A 19,920-nucleotide genomic window follows, 5' to 3' on the forward strand; every position below is an offset into this window, starting at 1 on the left:
CCCCCTGGAACCGGTCGGCCCGGCGGGTAGGGCCGGTCAGTCCCTGTCGCAGACCCCTGCGGGGCTGAACGCTGGAGTGGAGGAACACGGAGCACCTTCAACACCTCAAACCCGCCGGGCACTTCGGACAGAGAGGACCGTCATGACCGCCACCGGAACCGCCGTCGTACTCGACCGGGACGGTCTGGACGCCCTGGTGTCCGTGCTTCTGGCGCAGGGCCGGACCGTGGTCGGGCCGACGGTCCGTGACGGGGCGGTCGTGCTGGCCGAGTTGTCGTCGGCGGCTCAACTGCCCTACGGCTGGGGTGCCGAGGCCGACGCCGGACGCTACCGGCTCCTCCCGCGCGAGGACGGGGCCGCCTTCGCGCACAGCGCAGGCCCGCAGTCCTGGAAGTCTTTCCTGCATCCGGCTCGCGAACGGCTGTGGAGTGCCGACCGGTCGCCGCAGGGCGACATCTCCTTCACCGCGGACGAGCCCGAGCCGCCTTCGTATGCCTTCCTGGGCGTCCGGCCCTGCGACCTGCGGGCCATCGCGGTCCAGGACCAAGTGCTGACCGGCGGGCGGTATGAGGACACCCGCTACGGCGCGCGCAGGAGCCGTGCCCTGCTGATCGCCGCGGAGTGCACCGAGCCCGGCGCGACCTGCTTCTGCGTGTCGGCGGGCGGCGGGCCCGCGGTCGGCCCCGGGTACGACCTGGCGCTGACGGAGGTGGTGGACGGGGACGGTCACCGGTTCCTGGTGCGTGTCGGCAGCGAGGAGGGTGCCCGGCTGCTCGAGGACGTGCCGCACCGTGTCGCCGACACGGCGACACGGATCGGGGCCCGCGCCTCGGTGGATGCCGCCCGCGACCGCATGGGCAGGGCGTTGCCCGCGGTCGACCTGCGGCAGCTGATGGGGGCGAGCCTGGACGCCGAACGCTGGGACGATGTCGCCGCTCGCTGCCTGACCTGCGGCAACTGCACGATGGTCTGCCCCACCTGCTTCTGCGTGACCACCGAGGAGGCCACCGACCTCACCGGTGACCACACCGAACGGTGGCAGCGTTGGGACTCCTGCTTCGACCTGGACTTCTCGCATCTGCACGAAGGACCGGTCCGCTCCTCGGGGCGGGCCCGCTACCGGCAGTGGCTCACCCACAAACTCTCCACCTGGCACGAGCAGTTCGGCAGCTCCGGTTGCGTCGGCTGCGGGCGGTGCATCGCCTGGTGCCCTGTCGGCATCGACATCACCGAGGAAGTCGCCGCGTTGCGCACCGAACTCGAGACGGAGACGGAGCGATGACCCCCTCGATCACGCTGCGCATGACTCACGCCCTGCCACCCGAGCACCGGGACCGGCTCATGCGCACAGCCCGCGAAGTCGCATTCAGGCCGGGCGCCCGGCTCTTTGACGAGGGCGGCCGAGCGGACCGCTTCTGGGTCGTCCGCGATGGCAGGGTCGCTCTTGACATGTACGTCCCCGGCCATCCCGCGCCAGTGATCGAGACCCTCGGCCCGGGCGATCTCGTGGGCCGGTCCTGGCTGTTCGAACCGTACGTGTGGCAACTGGGCGCCGAGGCGACGACCCCGGTGCGGGCGTACGAGTTCGACGCCGTCGCCGTGCGTGCGATGTGCGACGACGACGCCGGGTTCGGCCGGGCGACAGGCCGCTGGGCCGGCCGGGTGCTGTCCCACCGGCTGTACGCGGCCCGCGCCCGGCTGGCCGACCTGTACGGCGCCCACCCGGGCGGCGGTGCGCGATGACCGCGGTACCGGTTCCGCACCTCGTCGTCGACCGCCGGCGGGAGACCGAGGAGTCGGTCACGCTGCGGCTCGAACCGGTGGCTCAGGCGCTGGCGGACTTCGCGCCGGGGCAGTTCGCGATGGTGCACTGCTTCGGCCGCGGCGAGATCCCCCTCTCGGTGAGCTCCGTCCAGGCCACGGGCGGTCTGGCCCACACGATCCGCAGTGTGGGCGCGGTGTCCGAGGGCCTGTGCGCGGCTCGGGCCGGCGATGTCGTCGGGCTGCGCGGCCCGTACGGCACGAGCTGGGAGCTGGAGCGGGCCAGAGGCCGGGACGTCGTGGTGGTGGCCGGCGGCATCGGACTGGCCCCGCTGCGGCCGCTGATCCTGCGCGTGCTCGCCGAGCCGGAGGCGTTCGGCCGGTTCAGTGTGCTCGCCGGAGCGCGCACTCCGGGCGGCCTGATCGCCCGCGACGAGATCGGGCTGTGGCGGACGGCGTACACCGGGCTGACCGTCGACTGGCCGGACGCCGGCTGGGACGGGGATGTCGGCGTGGTGACCCGGCTCCTCGACCGGGCACCCTTCGAGCCGGGCGACGCCTGTGCCTTCGTCTGCGGCCCCGAGCCCATGATCCGTGCCACCGGCCGCGATCTCGCCCGCAGGGGAGTGGCCCCGGAGCGGATCCGGGTCTCGCTGGAGCGGAACATGCGCTGCGCGACCGGGCACTGCGGTCACTGCCAGCTCGGTCCCCTGCTGGTGTGCCGGGACGGGCCGGTCGTCGGCTGGGACCGCGCCGAACCCCTGTTGTGCGTAAGGGAGTTGTGATGGCGCCGACACTCGCCGTGTTCAAGCTTGCCTCCTGCGACGGCTGCCAGCTCACCCTGCTGGACTGCGAGGACGAACTCCTGGCACTGGCGGGCGAGGTGGAGATCGCGCACTTCCTCGAGGCGTCCAGTGCGGTGGCGCCCGGACCGTACGACCTGTCCCTGGTGGAGGGCTCGGTCACCACGGCCGAGGACGCCGAGCGGATCCGCGCGATCCGTGCCGCCTCCCGCCACTTGGTGACGATCGGTGCGTGCGCGACCGCCGGCGGCATCCAGGCCCTGCGGAACTTCGCGGACGTCGACGAGTACCGCCGTACGGTGTACGCCCGTCCCGAGTACGTCTCCACGCTCGCCACCTCCACCCCCGTGTCGGCCCATGTGGATGTCGACTTCGAGCTGCGGGGCTGCCCCATCGACCGGCGGCAGCTGATCGAGGTGATCAGCGCGTTCCTGGCCGGCCGCAAACCGGACGTGCCGGACCACAGCGTGTGCTTCGAGTGCAAGCGGCGCGGCGCGGTCTGCGTCACCGTCACCCACGGCACGCCCTGCCTGGGCCCGGTCACGCACGCCGGATGCGGGGCGCTGTGCCCGGCGTACGGGCGAGGCTGCTTCGGCTGCTTCGGACCGTCCGGGTCGGCGAACCTGCCCGCACTGATCCCGCTGCTGCGCCGCGACGGACTCGACGAGGACGCCATGGACCGGTTCCTGCACACCTTCAACGCTGCCGCTTTCGACAAGGAGTTGGGCAAGTGACGCACCGCGGATCCCGTGTGTTGCACGTCGGCTCGCTCACCCGGGTCGAGGGCGAGGGCGCCCTGCGCCTGCACGTCCACGACGGCACGGTCACCGAGGCACAGCTGAACATCTACGAACCGCCGCGCTTCTTCGAGGCGTTCCTGCGTGGCCGTTCGTACACCGAGCCACCGGACATCACGGCCCGGGTGTGCGGGATCTGCCCGGTGGCGTACCAGATGAGTGCCTGCGCGGCGATCGAGGACGCCTTCGGGGTGCAGGTCGATCCGGTGATCCGGGACCTGCGCAGACTGCTGTACTGCGGCGAGTGGATCGAGAGCCATGCCCTGCACATCTATCTGCTGCACGCGCCGGACTTCCTCGGCCGGGCGAGCGCGATCGAGCTGGCGCGCACGCACCGGGCCGAGGTGGAGCGGGGTCTCAGGCTGAAGAAGGCGGGTAACTCCCTGATGGAGCTGCTCGGCGGCCGGGCCATCCACCCGGTGAACGTGCGGCTCGGCGGTTTCCACCGGGCGCCGACCCGCGAGGAACTCCAGCCGCTGGCCGGAGAGCTGAAGCGGGCCTTGGACGACGCATGGGCGACCGTGCGCTGGGTGTCCGGCTTCGAGTTCCCCGACGCGCACACCGACGCCGCCCTGCTGGCGCTGGCCGCCTCCGGCACGTACGCCATCGAGAGCGGCACGCCCAGCGTTCTGTGGGCCGGCGGCTCCACCAGTTCCTTCCCGGTGCATGACTTCACCGACCACGTCGCCGAGACCCATGTGGCGCACTCCACCGCGCTGCACTCCCGGCTCGACGGGCGCCTGCACCTCACCGGCTCGCTGGCCCGGTTCGCGATCAGCGGCCGGCTGCTGTCGCCGGTGGCACTGCAGGCAGCGGTCGAGGCCGGGCTGGGCGATCCGCGCGACGGGGCCGTGTGCCGCAATCCGTACAGGTCCATCCTGGTGCGGGCGGTGGAAACCGTGTACGCCGTCGATGAGGCGCTGCGCATCATCGACGCGTACGAGCCGCCCGCGCGCCCGTACACCGAGGTGCCGCCGGTTGCCGGCGTCGGGCACGGTGCCACCGAGGCGCCGCGCGGGCTGCTCTACCACCGCTACGCGATCGACGCCGACGGCATCGTCACCGGCGCCCTGCTGGTGCCGCCCACCGCGCAGAACCAGGGCGCGATCGAGGACGACCTCAGGCGCTTGGCCCAGCGCGCCATCGGCGATCACAACCCGGACGACGAAGAGTTGGCGTCCCTGTGCGAGCGGGCGATCCGCAACCACGACCCGTGCATCTCCTGTTCCACCCATTTCCTCGACCTGACGGTCGTCCGCACCTCGGGAGACACCTCGGTCGGCAACACCACGGGAGGCTGCGATGCCTGAACCTCCGTGCACCGTGGGCGATGTGATGACGCACACCGTCGTCACCGTCGGCCGCGAGGCCCCGGTCAAGGAGACCGTCCAGCTCATCGGCCGGTGGAAGGTCAGCGCCCTGCCGGTCCCCGAGGGCGAGGGACGGGTCATCGGGGTGGTGCCCGAGGTGGATCTGCTGCCCAAGGAGGAGTTCCGGGACGCCGGCTACGCCGGCTACGCCGACGACTACGCGGGCCAGCCCGCGGAGCGCGGCAAGGCGAGCGCGCTGACGGCGGGCGAACTGATGGGCAGCCCGGCCATGACCGTGCACGCGGACGCCGCGCTCGCCGAGGCAGCCCGCGTCATGGCGCGCCGACACGTCAAACGGCTGCTCCTCGCGGACGGGACCGGCCTGCTGGGGGGCGTGGTCACCCTCGGTGACATCCTGTCGGATCGCACACGCGTGCCCGACCTCGCGCGGGCCATGCGGGCGGTGGAGGGGATCACCGACATCAGGCTCGATCCGAGGCACCGATGAAGTACCTGGACGAGTACCGCGATCAGGCGCTGGCCCGGCACCTCCTCGACGAACTGCGCCGCACAGCCACGCGGCCCTGGCGGATCATGGAGGTGTGCGGCGGCCAGACCCACACCCTGGTGCGGCAGGGCATCGACGAACTGCTGCCCGCCGGCATCCGTATGATCCACGGCCCGGGCTGCCCGGTATGCGTCACCCCGCTGGAGACGCTGGACCGGGCCATGGCCATCGCCGCCCGGCCCGGGGTGATCTTCACGAGTTTCGGCGACATGCTGCGCGTGCCGGGCTCGGACACCGATCTGCTGTCGCTGCGGGCGCGCGGAGCGGACGTACGCGTCGTCTACACGCCGATGGACGCCGTCCGACTGGCCGCCGGGCAACCGGACCACGAGGTGGTGTTCCTGGCGGTCGGGTTCGAGACCACCGCGCCCGCCAACGCCATGGCGGTGCTGCATGCCGTCCGCCTGGGGCTCACGAACTTCTCGATGCTGGTCAGCCACGTCCTCGTACCACCCGCGATGACCGCGCTGCTCGACGACCCCGACTGCGAGGTGCAGGCATTCCTCGCGGCTGGGCATGTCTGCGCGGTGATGGGGTGGCGCGAGTACGAGCCGATCGCCGCCCGGTACCGCGTGCCGATCGTGGTCACCGGCTTCGAGCCGCTCGACCTGCTGGAGGGCATCCTCATGGCGGTGAGCCAGCTGGAGCAGGGCCGGTACGCGGTGGAGAACCAGTACGTGCGGGCGGTGCGCCGCCTGGGGAACCAGCGAGCGCAGGAGGCGGTGGACGAGGTCTTCCACGTCACCGACCGGGCCTGGCGCGGCATGGGCGTGCTGCCCGCCGGCGGGCTCGAACTCGCCGAGCCCTACGCGAGGTTCGACGCCTCGCGCCGCTTCGCCGTCGGCGATCTGCGCCCGGCCGAGGACCCGGAGTGCATCGCCGGCGCCATCCTGACCGGGGCCCGGCTGCCCACCGACTGCGCGGCCTACGGCACGCGCTGCACTCCCCGCCATCCGCTCGGCGCCCCCATGGTGTCCACCGAGGGGACCTGCGCCGCTTTCCACTCGGCCGGCCGCACGAAGGAAGTGTCACCGTCATGACCCGCACATGCCCGACTCCCCACCATGAGGACGACGTCGTCCTGATCGGTCACGGCGCAGGCGGCCGGCTGACCGCCGAACTCCTCGACACCCTGGTGCTGCCCGCTTTCAACCGAGCCTCCGGCCCGCTGGAGGACGCGGCCCTGCTGCCGGGCTACCGGGAGCTGGTCATCAGCACCGACAGCTTCGTGGTGAGCCCCCTGTTCTTCCCCGGCGGGGACATCGGCTCCCTCGCCGTGCACGGCACGGTCAACGACCTCGCCATGCGGGGCGCCCGGCCCCTAGCCCTGTCCGTCTCCCTCATCGTGGAGGAGGGGCTCCCGCTCGCCGAACTGCGCTCCGTTCTGGGCTCGCTGGGCAAGGCCGCCCAGGCCGTCCGCGTTCCTGTGATCACCGGGGACACCAAAGTCGTGGGCCGGGGCGCCGCCGACAAGCTGTTCATCAACACCACCGGCATCGGGCAGCGGCACGGCTCGCTGCACCCTTCCGCCGCGCTGGCCCGTCCCGGCGACGCGGTGCTGCTGTCCGGCCCGATCGGGCTGCACGGCACCACCGTGCTCTCCACCCGCGAGGGCCTGGGCTTCGAGGCCGACATCGCCTCCGACACCCGCCCCCTGCACCGCCTGGTCGGCGCCCTGGCGCCGCTCGGCGAGCACGTCCACACGCTGCGCGACCCCACCCGCGGGGGACTCGCCGCCGCCCTGGGCGAGATCGCCCGCGACTCGTCCGTCGCCGTCGAGATCGACGAACACACGCTGCCCGTACCGGAGGCCGTCGCCGCCGCCTGCGACCTGCTCGGCCTCGATCCCCTGATCGTCGCCAACGAGGGCTGCCTGGTCGCCTTCATCGCCCCGTCGGCGGCCGACGATGCGCTCGCCGCGATGCGCTCGGTGCCCGAGGGGCGGGACGCGGTCCGGATCGGTGACGTCCTGCCGGACGGGCCGGCCGGCCGGGTGACCCTGCGCACGCTGGTCGGGGCGCGGCGCGTGGTGGACATGCCGTTGGGCGAGCAACTGCCGCGCATCTGCTGACCGCCGGGGAGACCGATTCGGCCTCATCGGCGTCCCTGAACGTCACCGGCCGGGGTTCGCGGTGCCTGAACGGTCCACAGCCGATGTCGCGCTGCCGCAACGTCAGCTGTGGACGGTTGTGTCGCCGCGGATCAGCACCTCGGACGGGGGACGCCGCGGGGTGCGGTACCTCTGCGGTGTGCGGCCGAGGCGCTGGACGATCTGCGGGAATCGGCCCTGGGTGAGCCTCTTCCGTAACTCGGCACGCACTGCGGGAAGTTCCAGCGGCTGGGTGTGGAAAGCCGCCATGACGCCGCGTGCGGCCGCGCACAGCAGAACACGCCGGAGCGCCTGCCCGGTGCGCGACCGGTCCAACCGGCTGTCGGACGGTGTGGACAGCACGACGACGGTGCCCGTCCCGGCGCGGCCCTTGCGAGCATGGTCGGCGTGCCGGCGGGGCGGGCCGAGACAGGCCCGGCCGGCGAGGAGGGTGCGGTCCGGGTACTGACGGGCAGCCGTGACCGGCACACCGCCCCGCCCGACGCACCGCGCCAGCCCGGTGGCGTGCCAGGGGTTGTGGCGGTGCATGTTCTCCGCCCTGCGCACGAGCCTCGCGAGCGTTGCCAGATGCTCCGGATGGCCGACGACCTGAACAACGGCGCCCTCGGCACGGGCGTGGCCGCCCGGAGCTTCGAGCAGTTCCGCCGGAAGCGGACCGGACGCGAAGGGACCGCGATGGGTGTGCCGGCGCGGTATGGCGCGCGCCATGAACTCCCCGTCGCGGGTGGGGGCATCGAAGGCGCCGTAGCCCACCCGGGCCAGGAACGCGGGGTCTCCGGGTTCGGGCAGCAGGTCGACGACGGGCCGGAACCCCAGATGCCGCATGGCGACCCGGGCGTTGAACACCGCCGCCCCGCACGCGATGACCATCTCTTTGCCGCCAGGGTCGGTCAGGAACATGGCCCGCCGAACCGCGGGCACGGGCGGGATGTCCCGCTCCGAGGCCGAGGTGTCGAGCGGTCCGCTGCTGAACAGCCACAGCGGGCGTCCGGCCAGGGCGCCGCCGCGCAGCCTCCGGACGGTGAGCGCGGCGTCGTCTGCCGCGTGGTGCGTCACCGCGGCTCTCCTGCAGACTTCTCGGCACGTTGAGCGTCCAGCGGAAGGCAGCACGGCCCTATGGGCTGTCCGGAGCAGGAAGGAGGCCGGTCGGCCCTCCGTGGAAAGCGAGGTTGCATGAATCCCGTCGCACGTCGCGGGCCGAGGACCTCGCCGGCCGTGTCACCGGACCAGACGTGCGGCGCGGCAGGGGCAACTCGACGGGCAGCCCCTTCGGGATATGGCGGCGACGGTGTCAGACCCCGGCGCGCAGCGCGTTGACCGCGAGCGCCTCGTTTCCGGCCAGTGCGGTGAGGACAGGCGACGACCGCGACACTTCTCGGCAGCGCAAACCGCCTGCCACGGCTGTCGAGTCGGGCCTGGCGCGGGTTCGGCGGTTCGGCACCACTGCCGGGCCTACGCAGTGATGGGCCGCGACCTGCGCGGGCGGCAGGCGGCGGACGTGGCCGCCACGGCAGCGGTCCCCGCGGGGACCTGTATTGGGGTCCCCAGGCTCTCCCCATGGGCCGTTCGGCCTCTGCGGAGGGCATCAGTCCAGGCGGTAGGACGGTACTTGGAGACACCCGGGAGGAGAGCACTGTGTTCCAGGTACGCATCCACGGCCGCGGAGGCCAGGGCGCCGTCACGGCAGCGGAACTGTTGTCGGTGGCGGCGTTTCTGGAGGGTCGCCATGCGCAGGCCTTCCCGAGCTTCGGCTCGGAGCGCACCGGGGCTCCGGTCGTGGCGTTCTGCCGCATCGACGACCGGCCCATCCGAGTGCGTGAGCCCGTCACCGTGCCGGACGCCCTGGTGGTCCAGGACGCGACGCTGCTGCATCAGGTGAACGTCTTTGAAGGCCTGCGGCCCGGTGGAGCCGTGCTGATCAACTCACCGAGATTAATAGAGGCGTTGGGGATCGCAGCGATCGCGCCACGCGGCCGCGCCCTCACCGTGCCCGCCACCGCCCTCGCCCTGCGCCATGTCGGGCGGCCGGTGCCGAACGCCGTCCTGCTGGGCGGCCTCGCCGCGCTCACGGGGTGCGTGGCCCTCGACTCGCTCACCGCCGCGATCCGGGAGCGCTTCCCCGGCGGACTGGGATCCGCCAACGCCGCGGCAGCCCGGGAGGCGTACGACCACGTCGGCGCCCAGCTGAAGGAGTTCGCCCGTGCTCAAGCAGACTGAGGGCTCGCGCGCGGTCGCCGAGACGGTGGCGTACTGCCGACCCGAGGTGATCGCCGCCTATCCCATCTCACCGCAGACACACATCGTCGAGGAGCTCAGCCGCCTGGTGAAGTCCGGCGCGCTGGACCCGTGCGAGTACGTCAACGTCGAGTCGGAGTTCGCCGCGATGTCGATGTGCATAGGAGCCTCGGCGGCGGGCGCCCGCGCCTACACGGCGACCGCCAGCCAGGGCCTGCTCTACATGGTGGAGGCCCTCTACAACGCCTCCGGGCTCGGCCTGCCCATCGTCATGACGGTCGCCAACCGGGCCATCGGCGCACCCATCAACATCTGGAACGACCACAGCGACACCATGTCGCAGCGCGACTCGGGCTGGATCCAGCTGTACGCCCGCGACAACCAGGAGGCCGCAGACCTGCATCCTCAGGCGTTCCGGCTGGCCGAGGAAGTGTCGCTGCCGGTGATGGTGTGCATGGACGGCTTCGTCCTCACCCACGCCTGGGAGCGCGTCGAGGTGCCGGAGCAGGCGCAGGTCGACGCGTTCCTGCCGCCGTACGAGCCCCGCCAGGTCCTCGACCCCGGCGAGCCGGTGTCGATCGGCGCGATGGTCGGCCCGGACGCCTTCACCGAGGTGCGCTATCTGGCGCACGCCAAGCAGACGCAGGCGCTGGAGGCAATTCCGCGCATCGCCAGGGAGTTCCAGCAGGTCTTCGGGCGTGACTCGGGCGGGCTGGTGCACCCGTACGCCTGCGAGGACGCCGAGACGGTCGTCGTGGCGCTGGGCTCGGTGCTGGGCACGGTGTGCGACGTCGTCGATGAGATGCGCGAAGGCGGGGTGCGGATCGGGGCCCTGGGGATCACGTCGTTCCGGCCGTTCCCGCTGGAGGAGGTACGGGCCGCCCTCGGCGGCGCGCGCCGGATCGTCGTCCTGGAGCGCGCCCTCGCGGTCGGCATCGGCGGGATCGTCTCGGCGAACGTACGCACCGCGCTGTCCGGCATCCAACTCGACGGGCACACCGTGGTCGCCGGGCTCGGCGGCCGGGCGATCACCAAGGCGTCGCTCCACCGGCTGTTCGGCGACGCGATCGCCGGGCGCCTCGGGCAGTTGACGTTCCTGGACCTGAACACCGACCTGGTGGAGCGGGAGTTGGCGAGGATGGCGCAGAACCGGCGGTCCGGGCCGTCCGCGGAGAACATGCTGCGCGACATGGGGAGCAACCGATGAGTGCCGGGCAGCAGGTCAAGTTCTACCAGGTCGGCAGCTTCGCCGCCGGAAACCGGCTGCTGGGACCGGAACTGCAGTCCGACCAGGCCGACCCGGGGCGGGCCAACGCGCTGACCTCCGGCCACCGCGCCTGCCAGGGCTGCGGCGAGGCGCTCGGCGCCCGCTACGTCCTGGACGCGGCGCAGCGGGCCGCGGGCGGCAGGGTGATAGCGGTCAACGCCACCGGCTGCCTAGAGGTGTTCTCCACCCCGTATCCGGAGACCTCCTGGCAACTCCCCTGGCTGCACTCGCTGTTCGGGAACGCGCCCGCCGTCGCAGCGGGAGTCGCGGCAGCACTGCGTGTCAAGGGCCGCACGGACGTCCGGGTAGTCGGGCAGGGGGGCGACGGCGGCACCGTCGACATCGGGCTCGGCTGTCTGTCCGGCATGTTCGAACGCAACGACGACGTGCTGTACGTCTGTTATGACAACGAGGCGTATATGAACACCGGTGTACAGCGTTCCGGGGCCACTCCTCCGACCGCCCGAACGGCCACCACGCAGGCCGTCGGCGAGGAGCCGGGCGCCCCGTTCGGGCAGGGCAAGAGCCTGCCGCTGATCGCGATGGCGCACGAGATCCCGTACGTCGCCACGGCCACCGTCGCCGGGCTGCGCGACCTGGAAGCGAAGGTGCACCGGGCGATGGGGATGCGCGGCGCCCGCTACCTGCACGTGCTGGTGCCCTGCCCACTCGGCTGGGGGACGGCGTCCTGCGACACGGTGCGCATCGCGCGACTGGCCGAACAGAGCGGCCTCTTCCCGGTGTTCGAGGCCGTCGACGGTGAAGTGACCGACGTCACGCCGATCCGGCGGCGGGTGCCGGTCGAGGAGTACCTGCGTCCGCAGAAGCGCTACGCGCACCTCTTCGAACCCGAGCCGCGCGCCGATGTCATCGCCCGCATCCAGCGTGCCGCCGACCGCAACATCGCCCGCTTCGGGCTGCTTGGGAAACCTCCCGGCCAAAGGCCGGGGGCGTACGAGGAGGCTCCGTCGTGAAGGACAAACCGTTCGCGATCACCCTGGACGTCGGCTCCAGCCTGGCCAACCGGACCGGCGCCTGGCGCACCGAGCGTCCCGTGTACGTCGACCGGATACCGCCGTGCAATCAGGCGTGCCCGGCCGGCGAGAACATCCAGCAGTGGCTCTACCACGCGGAGGGCGGCGACTACGAGTCGGCCTGGCGGCAGTTGATGCGGGACAACCCGCTGCCGGCGGTGATGGGCAGGGTCTGCTACCACCCGTGCGAGACGGCCTGCAACCGTGTGCAGGTCGACAACGCCGTGGGCATCAACGCCGTCGAGCGGTTCCTCGGGGACGAAGCGATCAAGCGGGGCTGGACCGTGGCGGCACCGCCGGTGTCCTCGGGCAAGCGCGTCCTGGTCGTCGGCTCCGGTCCGGCCGGCCTGTCGGCGGCGTACCATCTGCGGCTGCTCGGCCACGAGGTCACGATCCGTGAGGCCCAGGAGCGGCCCGGCGGCATGATGCGCTACGGCATTCCGCGTTACCGGCTGCCGCGCGAGGTCCTGGACGCGGAGACGGACCACATCCTCGCCCTGGGCGTCACGCTGGAGACGGGCGCCCGGGTGGACGACGTGCTCGCCGCACAGCGGGACGGCGGCTTCGACGCCGTCTTCCTGGCGGTGGGTGCGGGCATCGGCCGACGTTCCTACATCCCGGCGGGCGACAGCGCCCGCATCCTCGACGCGGTCGCGCTGCTCGGCAGCATGGAGGGCGGAAGCCCACCGCTGCTCGGCCGCAGGGTCGCGGTCTACGGCGGCGGCAACACCGCCATGGACGCCGCCCGCACGGCCCGCAGGCTCGGCGCCACCGATGCCGTCGTGGTCTATCGGCGCACCCGGGACCGCATGCCCGCCCACGACGTCGAGGTGACGGAGGCGCTGGAGGAGGGCGTGCGGATGAAGTGGCTGTCCACGATCAAGCATGCCGACGGCGGCCGGATCACCATCGAGCGGATGCGGCTCGATGAATCCGGATTTCCGCAGCCGACGGGCGAGTTCGAGGAACTGGACGCCGACACGGTGGTGCTCGCGCTCGGTCAGGAGTCCGACCTGTCCCTCCTGGACCAGGTGCCGGACCTGACCGTCGAGCACGGCATGGTCCGGGTCGCCGATGGTCTGATGACGGGGCATCAGGGCATCTTCGCCGGGGGCGACATGGTGGCCGCGGAGCGCACCGTCACCGTGGCCGTCGGACACGGCAAGAAGGCCGCACGGCACATCGACGCCTACCTGCGCAACACGGCGTACGAGCCCGGACCCAAGCACGATCCCGCCGGCTTCGACCGACTCAACACCTGGTACTACTCCGACGCCCCGGCCACCGTCCGGCCACAGCTCTCGGTGGCCCGGCGCGTATCGACGTTCGACGAGGTGGTGCAGGGACTGAACGAGTCCACCGCCCTCTTCGAAGCCAGGCGCTGCATGTCCTGCGGCAACTGCTTCGAGTGCGACAACTGCTACGGCGTCTGCCCCGACAACGCCATCACCAAGCTGGGCCCCGGCAAGGGCTTCGCGATCGACCTGGACTACTGCAAGGGATGCGGGCTGTGTGCGGCCGAGTGCCCCTGCGGCGCTATCGACATGGTGCCCGAGCAGGACTCCGGCGGCTGAGGACCGGAGCCAGGCTCCCGCGTCGGCGCCCCCGCGGCCGGCGGCGCGCGTGGCTCGTCTCGCTGGCCACGGGAGCGGGCGTGGGCGTGGCGGGTGCTCCCGTCCTCTTGGCGGAGGGACGCTTGGGAGGACGTGACGCATGTGCGGCGTGCCGCATCGGCCCGATCGTTCGGCGCACCCGACCAGCGCACTCCCTTCACGCCCGGCCGTGTGGCGGTCGAGAAGACGGACGGGACGGTGGTCGCCGAGCCTGGACCCCCGTGCCTCCGCGACCACCCCGTCGGCCACGAGGACGGTGCCGTCGTCGAGGTCACTCTCACCTCGCCTTTATGCACACGGCCCTGGCCCGTGCCACGGGCGTCGGGCCGCTGTACCCGGGACAGGCGGCGCCCGAGGCGCAGCCGCACGCCGCTCTCCCGCAGCCCCTCGCCGACGAGCTCCCCCGCGAACGGCTCGTTCCGGGCCGGCAGTTGCTCCCCGCGGTGGACGACCGTCACCTCGGCACCCAGCCCGTGCAGCCAGGCGGCAGCCTCGCAGGCGACCACGCCACCGCCCACGACAACGACCCGGCGCGGCGCGGCGCTTCGCTCATCGTCGTCACATCGCGTGAAGTCCACGGCAGCGCGGCGCGCAGGCCCGGAACATCCGGTACGGCCGGGCAGGACCCGGTGTCGACGACGACGGCGTGTCCGGCCGCCAGCGTCCTGGCCGAACCGTCCGGCCGGGTCACCACGACCGTGCGTTCACCGGCCGGCCGCCCGTGGCCGCGCACCACGTCGATGCCGGTGTCCAGCGCCCACCTCACCTGGGAGGCGTCGTCCAGCCCGTTGATCACACGGTCACGCCGGGCGAGCACCCCGGCGGCATCCAGCCGTGCCGACACCCCGGGCAGGTGGGCCGCCGCGTCCACGCTCGTATCTGAACCGACCGGTGTCAGGCCAGTCTCCGGCGCACCCGCGAGACGCACAGGACGGCGAGCGCGCAGGCGAGCAGCAGACACAGCCCGGTCTCGGCCCACTGCAGCGGCCACAGATGCGACGCGGGGTGGACCTCGGCCCAGTGTCCGCTGCGCCCGTGCTCCGCCATACAGCCGTCGTAGTCGCGGGCCGAGTAGCAGCTCGGCATGTCCGAGACGCGGGCCCCTGATGGGGAGAGGGGGCCGTCGGCCACCACCCAGGCGTCCGCAGGGCCGGGGATGGCCGTGGTGTGCTGGGCGCTCACCGTGACCGTGAGAAGGAGATGTCTGCGGATCCGGTCCAGGCCGAGGGGTACGAGGGCGCCGACGGCCAGGGTCGTGCCCATGGCCGCGACGGTCCGTCGCAGCAGAAGCCCGCCCGTGAAGCCGACCAGCGGCATCAGCACGGACTGGCCGACGATCACGGGACCGACGCCGTTGAACGGGTACCAGCCGTACCAGGGGAACTGCCCGCCCATCACGTCAGCGACCGGGTGCCACCACCAGGTCATGGCGAGGGCGAGGGTTCCGCTGATCGCCACGGTCAGCACCAGAGGAACGGCAAGCTTGCCCGCGACCCAGCGCATCCGGGAAACCGACTGGGAGCAGACGGTCCGGTAGGTGCCGGACTCGAGTTCCTGGGCGAGTTGGGGGCTTCCGAGGAACAGGCCGAAGACCAGGGGGAGGGCGGCCATCACCCGCAGCGGGAAGCGCATCGGGCGCTGATGGCCGGCGCCGAAGCGGAGGATCTCCTTGAAACAGTCCTGGGACGTCCGGGCCTTGCCGCGGCAGGCGTCAAGCTGCTGTCGGTCGATGGCGGCCACGGCTTGCTGATGCCGGACAGCGGCGTAGGCGGCCACAGCCAGGGCGGCCGCGAGGCCGATCCAGAACAGGGTGCGGTTCTGCCGCCACACCAGCCAGGTGAGGCCCCGTAGCCGGGGCGTGTGCGACCGCGCGTACTCGGCGGCGGCAGCCGCGGTGGGCGCCGGGCCGGGCGACTCGGGTAATGCCACCGGAGTGGCCATGCAGGGTCAGGGTCGTGCGGACACGTTGCACGGCTGGCGTCTGGGACATCAGGCCACGGGCCGTCGTGGGGCCGGGCAGCACCGTCCGGGTGTCCTTCGTCCATACAGGCGCTTCGGGCGATCGCTCTTCGCGCCGCGTCATACGCTGGCGTGATGGGTGTGGCTTGGGGAGAGGCGGTCACGGAGGCAGCGCGCCGCGGCTGGGACATTGTCGGCCTGCGCTGCTGAACGCGATGTCGGTTCACCGTTCGCAGAACGGGAGTGGGCCACCGGCGAAATGCGGTGCGCGAGCGGAAGACACCCAGGCGCGTCGTCAGGGCGGGCGGCGCTTCGATGTTCCCGCGTCAGCGACACGCCCTGTGCGCCTGGGGCCGGGGTCACCCGCGCCGACGCTTACGTCGACGTAGGGGGCGCGAAGTGTGAAACCGCCGGCCAGGAGCCAGGAGCCAGGAGCCAGGAGCCAGGAGCCAGGAGCCAGGAGCCAGGAGCCAGGAGGCAGGAGGCAGGAGGCAGGAGGCAGGAGGCAGGAGGCAGGAGGCCAGGAGGCAGGAGGCAGGAGGCCAGGAGCTGGGCGACCGTCAGGAGGTGGAGACCGGCCGACCGCGGAGAAGGCACCGCGATGTCGTACGGCAACGGCGGAGAGCAGGCCGGGAACGCTGCCGGTCGCCGTGGCTGCCGCAGGCCCGGCCTCGGTGGACACCGCCATCGCCGGATCCGAGCAGGGCGGCCGGCGGTCCGGGCTGGCCCCAGAAGGCAGCGGCGGTCTCGTGGCAGGCATTGTCGAGTGCTGCCTTGCGCCGTCACCGCAGCGCATCACAGCGTCGCGGTCGTCCCTTTCCCGGACGCGCTGCCCGCGAGCCACTGGTCCCATCCCAGGTTGAAGTCGGCGTAGCCGTTGTCGGCCGGGGCCTTGGCACGGGGTGAGCCGGTGATGGTGACGGGGTCGCCCTGCTTGACCTGGCGGTAGAACCATTTCGCGTCCGACATGGACAGGTGGACGCAACCGTGGGAGCCGCGGGCGCTGCCGCTGCCCGGATAGGGGTCGCCGGTCGAGTAGTGCACGTACGTGCCGGACTGGGTCAGGTGAACGTCCCAAGGCAGCGTCAGGTCGTAGTAATTGGGGCTGCCCTTGTCGCAGCTGATGCCTACGCTGCAGGAGGTCATGTGGACCTTCTCCTGCTTGTCGATGACTGCCATCGTGCCGTTCCACGTCGGATACTGGGCGCTGCCCGCATTGATCGACAGGGTGCGCACCCTCTTGCCGTTCCGGGTCACCTTCATGGTGTGGCCGCTCACCGAGACATCCGCGCGCACGTCGTCGCCGATCGTGAAGGTGTGCGTGTAGCTGCGCACGCCGTAGCGTCCGTTGCCGTTGCTGACACCCTCCATGTCAGCTTCGATCTTCACCTTCGTGCCGGAGGGCCAGTACGACTTCGGTCGCCAGTCGGCGCGCTTGTCGCCGAACCAGTGCCAGGCGCCGACCACCGGCTGCGAGGCACTCACCCTCATGTGCTTCTCCACCATGGCCCGTGCCTCTGCCGCCACCGGGTTTGTGAAGACCACCGAGATGGGCATGGCGACGCCGACCGTGGTTCCCGTCTGCGGGGTGATCGTCTCCAGCAGCATCGGCGGGCCCGCGGGCTTCGTCGGTGACGGAGAGGCGCTCGCACCCGGCTTGCCCGACGCCTTTGTGTCGTCCCCGCTTGCCTTGTCACCGCCGCCCCCACCGCAAGCACTCGCGCCCACCAGCACCGCACCCATGACGAGTGCGATCTCTATGCCGCCCTTGCGCCGTCCCACGAGGTGCCCCGCTCTCTCGCTCTTCGGCCCTGACGGGCCCCGCCTTCCTGTCAGACAAGGAGGGCGGGGGCCGCAGTTGCGTGCGTCGCGTAAAGCGTGTTTCAAAATTCGGTGCGCACGGCCCGGTCGGGACTGCGCGGGGCGCGACACCGTCGCCTCGCCTCCTGCCCTCGGAGCGTGTCAGGGTGCAAGGGATTGGGCCGCACCGCTGGGGGCTGGCGGACGGCGGTACCGCCGGCGCGCAGAGCAACACCTCGCACGGGTCGGCGGAGGGGGCTGGGGCGGTCGTGCCGGGGCCGGCCTCCAGCCGGATTGCCCGCCGCACGGGAGCGCTCGTCGCAGCCACCGGCAGGCCGGCGGTCACCCCGGGCGTCGTCAGGGGCGGAAACCTGTGGTGCCAGTAGTGGCTGCCAGGATGACGCGCAAGGAGATCGAGGAGGTTGCCCGCCATGCCGTGAGTGAGCAGCGGATCGCGCAGGCGCTGGAGGGCATCGAGCGGCGAGCCTGTCGCCGCTGGCACAGGATGCGGTACGGCTGCTACTCCGATGGAGAGCTGCAGGCGATGCGTGACGAGCTACTCGACCACGCAGCCGCCCTCACCATGACCGACCCCCAGTTCGGTATCCCCGCGTCGCGCATCGTCCTGCGCACCGCGGCGGAGGGCGTCCTCGGATTCTTGGACCTCGGCTGCTACCCCGGCGGCGACCAGGAGCTCGCAGCCTGGACGGACAGTGTGAAGGGCGACAACCTGCCCGAGCTGTTCTCGTTCGTGAACGGGATCGGGAGGATCTGCGGGCGGTGCGGGCGGGGTGGACCTTGCCGCTTGGCTCGGGGCGGTGCAGGGGCAGGTGGACCGGATCAAGATGCTGAAGCGGAGATGTCCGGCCGCTCGGGTGTGCCCCTGCTACGCAAGCGCGTCCTCCTGGCCGAGTGACCGCCCAGTGGGCGGCGCAGACCGGTGAAGACCCGTCGGTGCCGCACGGGGATTGATCCGGAACCTGGATCACGACCCTCTGACGGCGGATCGAATCTGACCCTCTGTGGTGGTAGATCCCCTCCGTGACGCACGGTCGGCGTCAGACACCCAGCCTTCAGGAGGCACCATGCGCGTACTGCCCCAGCTGGCAGCCACTGTCACCGGGATCGGGGCCGCTCTGCTGTTCACCGCCGGGGTCGCTTCGGCTTCCGGCACGCCGTTGTCCCAGACCCAGGCGGAGGCGCGGCTGATCCCCAACGGCATCACGGCCGCATCCCCCGGCGGCTGCACCGACAAGAAGAACCCGAGCTGCGTCTCGTACGAGGGGATCCTCAGCGGCACGGTCGAGGGGGTGATCGACCTCAAGAAGGCCAGCGGCGTCGCGAGCCTCACCGTCGTCGGCGGCACCGAGGTCGGCCACGGGGAGGACGGCAAGTACAGCCACTCCAACGGCTACAAGATCGACCTCCAGCCCAGTCCCGCCCTCGACAACTACATCAAGAGCACCTTCCAGTACGTCGGCCTCCGCGACGATGGATTCCCGATGTGGAAGTCCGCATCAGGCGACCTCTACTGCGACGAAGCCAGCCACTCGGGTATCCCCGCCCACTGGGACATCGTGTACTACTAGGAGCTGTCCGGCCGATCAAGGAGCAGCGCCCGCGACGGCCACCGGCCCAAGAGGGTGATGACGGAGGTCGGCACGGTGACGGTGCAGGTGCCGGGAGCGGCTGGGCACCTTCCGTCCCGCGCTGCTGCCGAGTACGACCGCCGCACCGGCGGCCTGGAGGAGGTCGTCCTCTCCCTGACTGCCCAGGGCCTCAGGTCCGGGGAGACCGTCGCGCATCTCGCCGAGGTGACTGGGCGAGACCGCGAGTTGTGCCTGCCGGGCTGAAGCCCAGGCAGGCACAACTTGCCTCTGGCGGTGATCCGTGCGTCGGCCGGCCGTCGACCGCGGACAGGACGTGCGGCGGCAGTACCTGTGACAGGGCAGGAGTCAGGTGAACAGCAGGTCCGCGGTCGCGGTGAAGACCGGCACCTTCGCCTGTATCGCCTCGACCTGGACGCTGCGGCCGACCCCGTCCGCCGCGCCGGACGGAGGGACGGCCCGGACCCAGCAGGGGGAGCCGAATTCGACGTAGCGATGGAAAGAGACGTCCATCGCGGTGGCCGGCGAGCGACCGGAGTCTGCGACGGAGGCGTGGGCGGCCTGGCGGACGGCTTACGGGATGAGCATGCGATCGCTGGTACCTGACGTTGTGGCAGGTCACGTCCATCTCGATTTCTGCGGGCCGGTCGCGGACCGCCATGGCCTCCGAGTCGGCTGTGTACCGGAAGTGGCTCCGGCTGAGTGCGTGGCCCAGGGGTAACCCGTAGGCCGCGTGGGACAGGAGTGGAAAGATCTGCCGGATCGTTTCGCAGAGCGACGCGGTGTCGTACAGGTCTCCGTTGTCCGCGTAGTAGCGGTGGAAGCGCGGCCATCGCGCCGAGAGGTGGAAGGAGCCGGAGCCGGTCTCCGTCCAGTCGGTGAGGAAGACTTCCGCCAGTGCGGCTCTGTGCACGTACTCCTTCGCCACCGTGGTCGTGAAGGTGGTTTCAGGGCTTCCCGGGCGCGCGAGTGTGGCCAGCATGTTTGGTTCTGCCTCCTGTGCGTGCGTGGTTTGCCACGCGCGTGTGTGGATCTCGCGTGCAGAGTGGTCGGAGA

General features: G+C 71.5%; 21 protein-coding genes and 1 pseudogene. 15 read left to right on the top strand and 7 right to left on the bottom strand.

Annotated features, from left to right (window positions below; all coding sequences use genetic code 11):
• Positions 1 to 142 precede the first annotated feature (142 nt).
• From ACFSL4_RS04190 to hypE, 8 genes are read left to right on the top strand one after another with little or no spacing between them, the layout of a single operon-like run.
• Positions 143 to 1,282: a 4Fe-4S dicluster domain-containing protein gene (locus ACFSL4_RS04190; RefSeq protein WP_381078634.1), complete on the top strand. Its 1,140-nt coding sequence runs from the start codon at positions 143 to 145 to the stop codon at positions 1,280 to 1,282.
• Positions 1,279 to 1,743: a Crp/Fnr family transcriptional regulator gene (locus tag ACFSL4_RS04195; RefSeq protein ID WP_381078637.1), complete on the top strand. Its 465-nt coding sequence runs from the start codon at positions 1,279 to 1,281 to the stop codon at positions 1,741 to 1,743. The genes ACFSL4_RS04190 and ACFSL4_RS04195 overlap by 4 nt, the downstream gene beginning before the upstream one ends.
• Positions 1,740 to 2,546, top strand: a complete 807-nt coding sequence (locus ACFSL4_RS04200; protein ID WP_381078640.1) for an FAD/NAD(P)-binding protein — start codon at positions 1,740 to 1,742, stop codon at positions 2,544 to 2,546. Before ACFSL4_RS04195 ends, ACFSL4_RS04200 begins: the two co-directional genes overlap by 4 nt.
• A complete protein-coding gene (locus tag ACFSL4_RS04205; protein ID WP_381078642.1) occupies positions 2,546 to 3,298 on the top strand; it encodes an NADH-quinone oxidoreductase subunit B family protein in 753 nt (250 codons plus the stop codon). Before ACFSL4_RS04200 ends, ACFSL4_RS04205 begins: the two co-directional genes overlap by 1 nt.
• Positions 3,295 to 4,671, top strand: coding sequence for a Ni/Fe hydrogenase subunit alpha (locus tag ACFSL4_RS04210; RefSeq protein WP_381078644.1), 1,377 nt, complete (start codon positions 3,295 to 3,297; stop codon positions 4,669 to 4,671). Before ACFSL4_RS04205 ends, ACFSL4_RS04210 begins: the two co-directional genes overlap by 4 nt.
• Entirely contained in the window at positions 4,664 to 5,179 is a 516-nt protein-coding gene (locus ACFSL4_RS04215; protein ID WP_381078646.1) for a CBS domain-containing protein, read from the top strand. The genes ACFSL4_RS04210 and ACFSL4_RS04215 overlap by 8 nt, the downstream gene beginning before the upstream one ends.
• Positions 5,176 to 6,279, top strand: a complete 1,104-nt coding sequence (gene hypD, locus ACFSL4_RS04220; RefSeq protein WP_381078648.1) for a hydrogenase formation protein HypD — start codon at positions 5,176 to 5,178, stop codon at positions 6,277 to 6,279. Before ACFSL4_RS04215 ends, hypD begins: the two co-directional genes overlap by 4 nt.
• Complete coding sequence (hypE, locus tag ACFSL4_RS04225) at positions 6,276 to 7,310, top strand: hydrogenase expression/formation protein HypE (protein WP_381078650.1); 1,035 nt, start codon at positions 6,276 to 6,278, stop codon at positions 7,308 to 7,310. Before hypD ends, hypE begins: the two co-directional genes overlap by 4 nt.
• Positions 7,311 to 7,412: 102 nt before the next feature.
• On the opposite strand, the gene ACFSL4_RS04230 is transcribed toward hypE, so the two are convergent.
• Complete coding sequence (locus ACFSL4_RS04230) at positions 7,413 to 8,405, bottom strand: Acg family FMN-binding oxidoreductase (protein WP_381078652.1); 993 nt, start codon at positions 8,403 to 8,405, stop codon at positions 7,413 to 7,415.
• A gap of 579 nt (positions 8,406 to 8,984) precedes the next feature.
• On the opposite strand from ACFSL4_RS04230, the gene ACFSL4_RS04235 reads away from it, so the two are divergent.
• The 4 genes from ACFSL4_RS04235 to ACFSL4_RS04250 are packed head-to-tail and all read left to right on the top strand — an operon-like array spanning position 8,985 to position 13,459.
• The gene (locus ACFSL4_RS04235; protein ID WP_381078654.1) at positions 8,985 to 9,566 is read left to right on the top strand and encodes a 2-oxoacid:acceptor oxidoreductase family protein; all 582 of its coding nucleotides are present in this window, start codon (positions 8,985 to 8,987) and stop codon (positions 9,564 to 9,566) included.
• Complete coding sequence (porA, locus tag ACFSL4_RS04240) at positions 9,550 to 10,791, top strand: pyruvate ferredoxin oxidoreductase (protein WP_381078656.1); 1,242 nt, start codon at positions 9,550 to 9,552, stop codon at positions 10,789 to 10,791. The genes ACFSL4_RS04235 and porA overlap by 17 nt, the downstream gene beginning before the upstream one ends.
• On the top strand, positions 10,788 to 11,825 hold the full coding sequence (locus tag ACFSL4_RS04245) for a thiamine pyrophosphate-dependent enzyme (protein ID WP_381078658.1): 1,038 nt from the start codon (positions 10,788 to 10,790) through the stop codon (positions 11,823 to 11,825). Before porA ends, ACFSL4_RS04245 begins: the two co-directional genes overlap by 4 nt.
• Complete coding sequence (locus tag ACFSL4_RS04250) at positions 11,822 to 13,459, top strand: NAD(P)-binding protein (protein WP_381078660.1); 1,638 nt, start codon at positions 11,822 to 11,824, stop codon at positions 13,457 to 13,459. The genes ACFSL4_RS04245 and ACFSL4_RS04250 overlap by 4 nt, the downstream gene beginning before the upstream one ends.
• Here ACFSL4_RS04250 and ACFSL4_RS04255 read toward each other — a convergent pair.
• The 4 genes from ACFSL4_RS04255 to ACFSL4_RS04270 form a co-directional block, all read right to left on the bottom strand.
• Positions 13,375 to 14,016 (bottom strand): FAD-dependent oxidoreductase, encoded by a 642-nt coding sequence (locus tag ACFSL4_RS04255; RefSeq protein WP_381078662.1) that lies wholly within the window; start codon positions 14,014 to 14,016, stop codon positions 13,375 to 13,377. The two genes, ACFSL4_RS04250 and ACFSL4_RS04255, sit on opposite strands and share 85 nt — an antisense overlap.
• Complete coding sequence (locus ACFSL4_RS04260) at positions 13,953 to 14,369, bottom strand: hypothetical protein (protein ID WP_381078664.1); 417 nt, start codon at positions 14,367 to 14,369, stop codon at positions 13,953 to 13,955. The genes ACFSL4_RS04255 and ACFSL4_RS04260 overlap by 64 nt, the downstream gene beginning before the upstream one ends.
• Before the next feature lie 23 nt (positions 14,370 to 14,392).
• Positions 14,393 to 15,439 (bottom strand): ABC transporter permease, encoded by a 1,047-nt coding sequence (locus ACFSL4_RS04265; RefSeq protein WP_381078666.1) that lies wholly within the window; start codon positions 15,437 to 15,439, stop codon positions 14,393 to 14,395.
• 813 nt (positions 15,440 to 16,252) lie between these two features.
• Positions 16,253 to 17,239 (bottom strand): L,D-transpeptidase, encoded by a 987-nt coding sequence (locus ACFSL4_RS04270; RefSeq protein WP_381078668.1) that lies wholly within the window; start codon positions 17,237 to 17,239, stop codon positions 16,253 to 16,255.
• A gap of 415 nt (positions 17,240 to 17,654) precedes the next feature.
• Here ACFSL4_RS04270 and ACFSL4_RS04275 point away from each other — a divergent pair, with 415 nt between their 5' ends.
• The 3 genes from ACFSL4_RS04275 (at position 17,655) to ACFSL4_RS04285 (ending at position 19,110) form a co-directional block, all read left to right on the top strand.
• Complete coding sequence (locus tag ACFSL4_RS04275) at positions 17,655 to 18,173, top strand: hypothetical protein (RefSeq protein ID WP_381078670.1); 519 nt, start codon at positions 17,655 to 17,657, stop codon at positions 18,171 to 18,173.
• A 169-nt stretch (positions 18,174 to 18,342) separates the two neighbouring features.
• Entirely contained in the window at positions 18,343 to 18,846 is a 504-nt protein-coding gene (locus ACFSL4_RS04280; protein WP_381078672.1) for a hypothetical protein, read from the top strand.
• A gap of 3 nt (positions 18,847 to 18,849) precedes the next feature.
• Positions 18,850 to 19,110 (top strand): transposase, encoded by a 261-nt coding sequence (locus tag ACFSL4_RS04285; RefSeq protein ID WP_381078903.1) that lies wholly within the window; start codon positions 18,850 to 18,852, stop codon positions 19,108 to 19,110.
• 102 nt (positions 19,111 to 19,212) lie between these two features.
• Here the strand turns inward: ACFSL4_RS04285 and ACFSL4_RS04290 are convergent, their stop codons facing one another.
• Together ACFSL4_RS04290 and ACFSL4_RS04295 are read right to left on the bottom strand one after the other, a co-directional pair.
• A complete protein-coding gene (locus ACFSL4_RS04290) occupies positions 19,213 to 19,377 on the bottom strand; it encodes a hypothetical protein (RefSeq protein WP_381078925.1) in 165 nt (54 codons plus the stop codon).
• A 136-nt stretch (positions 19,378 to 19,513) separates the two neighbouring features.
• Positions 19,514 to 19,846: pseudogene (locus ACFSL4_RS04295) on the bottom strand (AfsA-related hotdog domain-containing protein); the annotation flags it as partial.
• Positions 19,847 to 19,920: the final 74 nt, after the last annotated feature.

The sequence above is a fragment of the Streptomyces caeni genome (assembly GCF_042678285.1).
Classification (GTDB): domain Bacteria; phylum Actinomycetota; class Actinomycetes; order Streptomycetales; family Streptomycetaceae; genus Streptomyces; species Streptomyces caeni.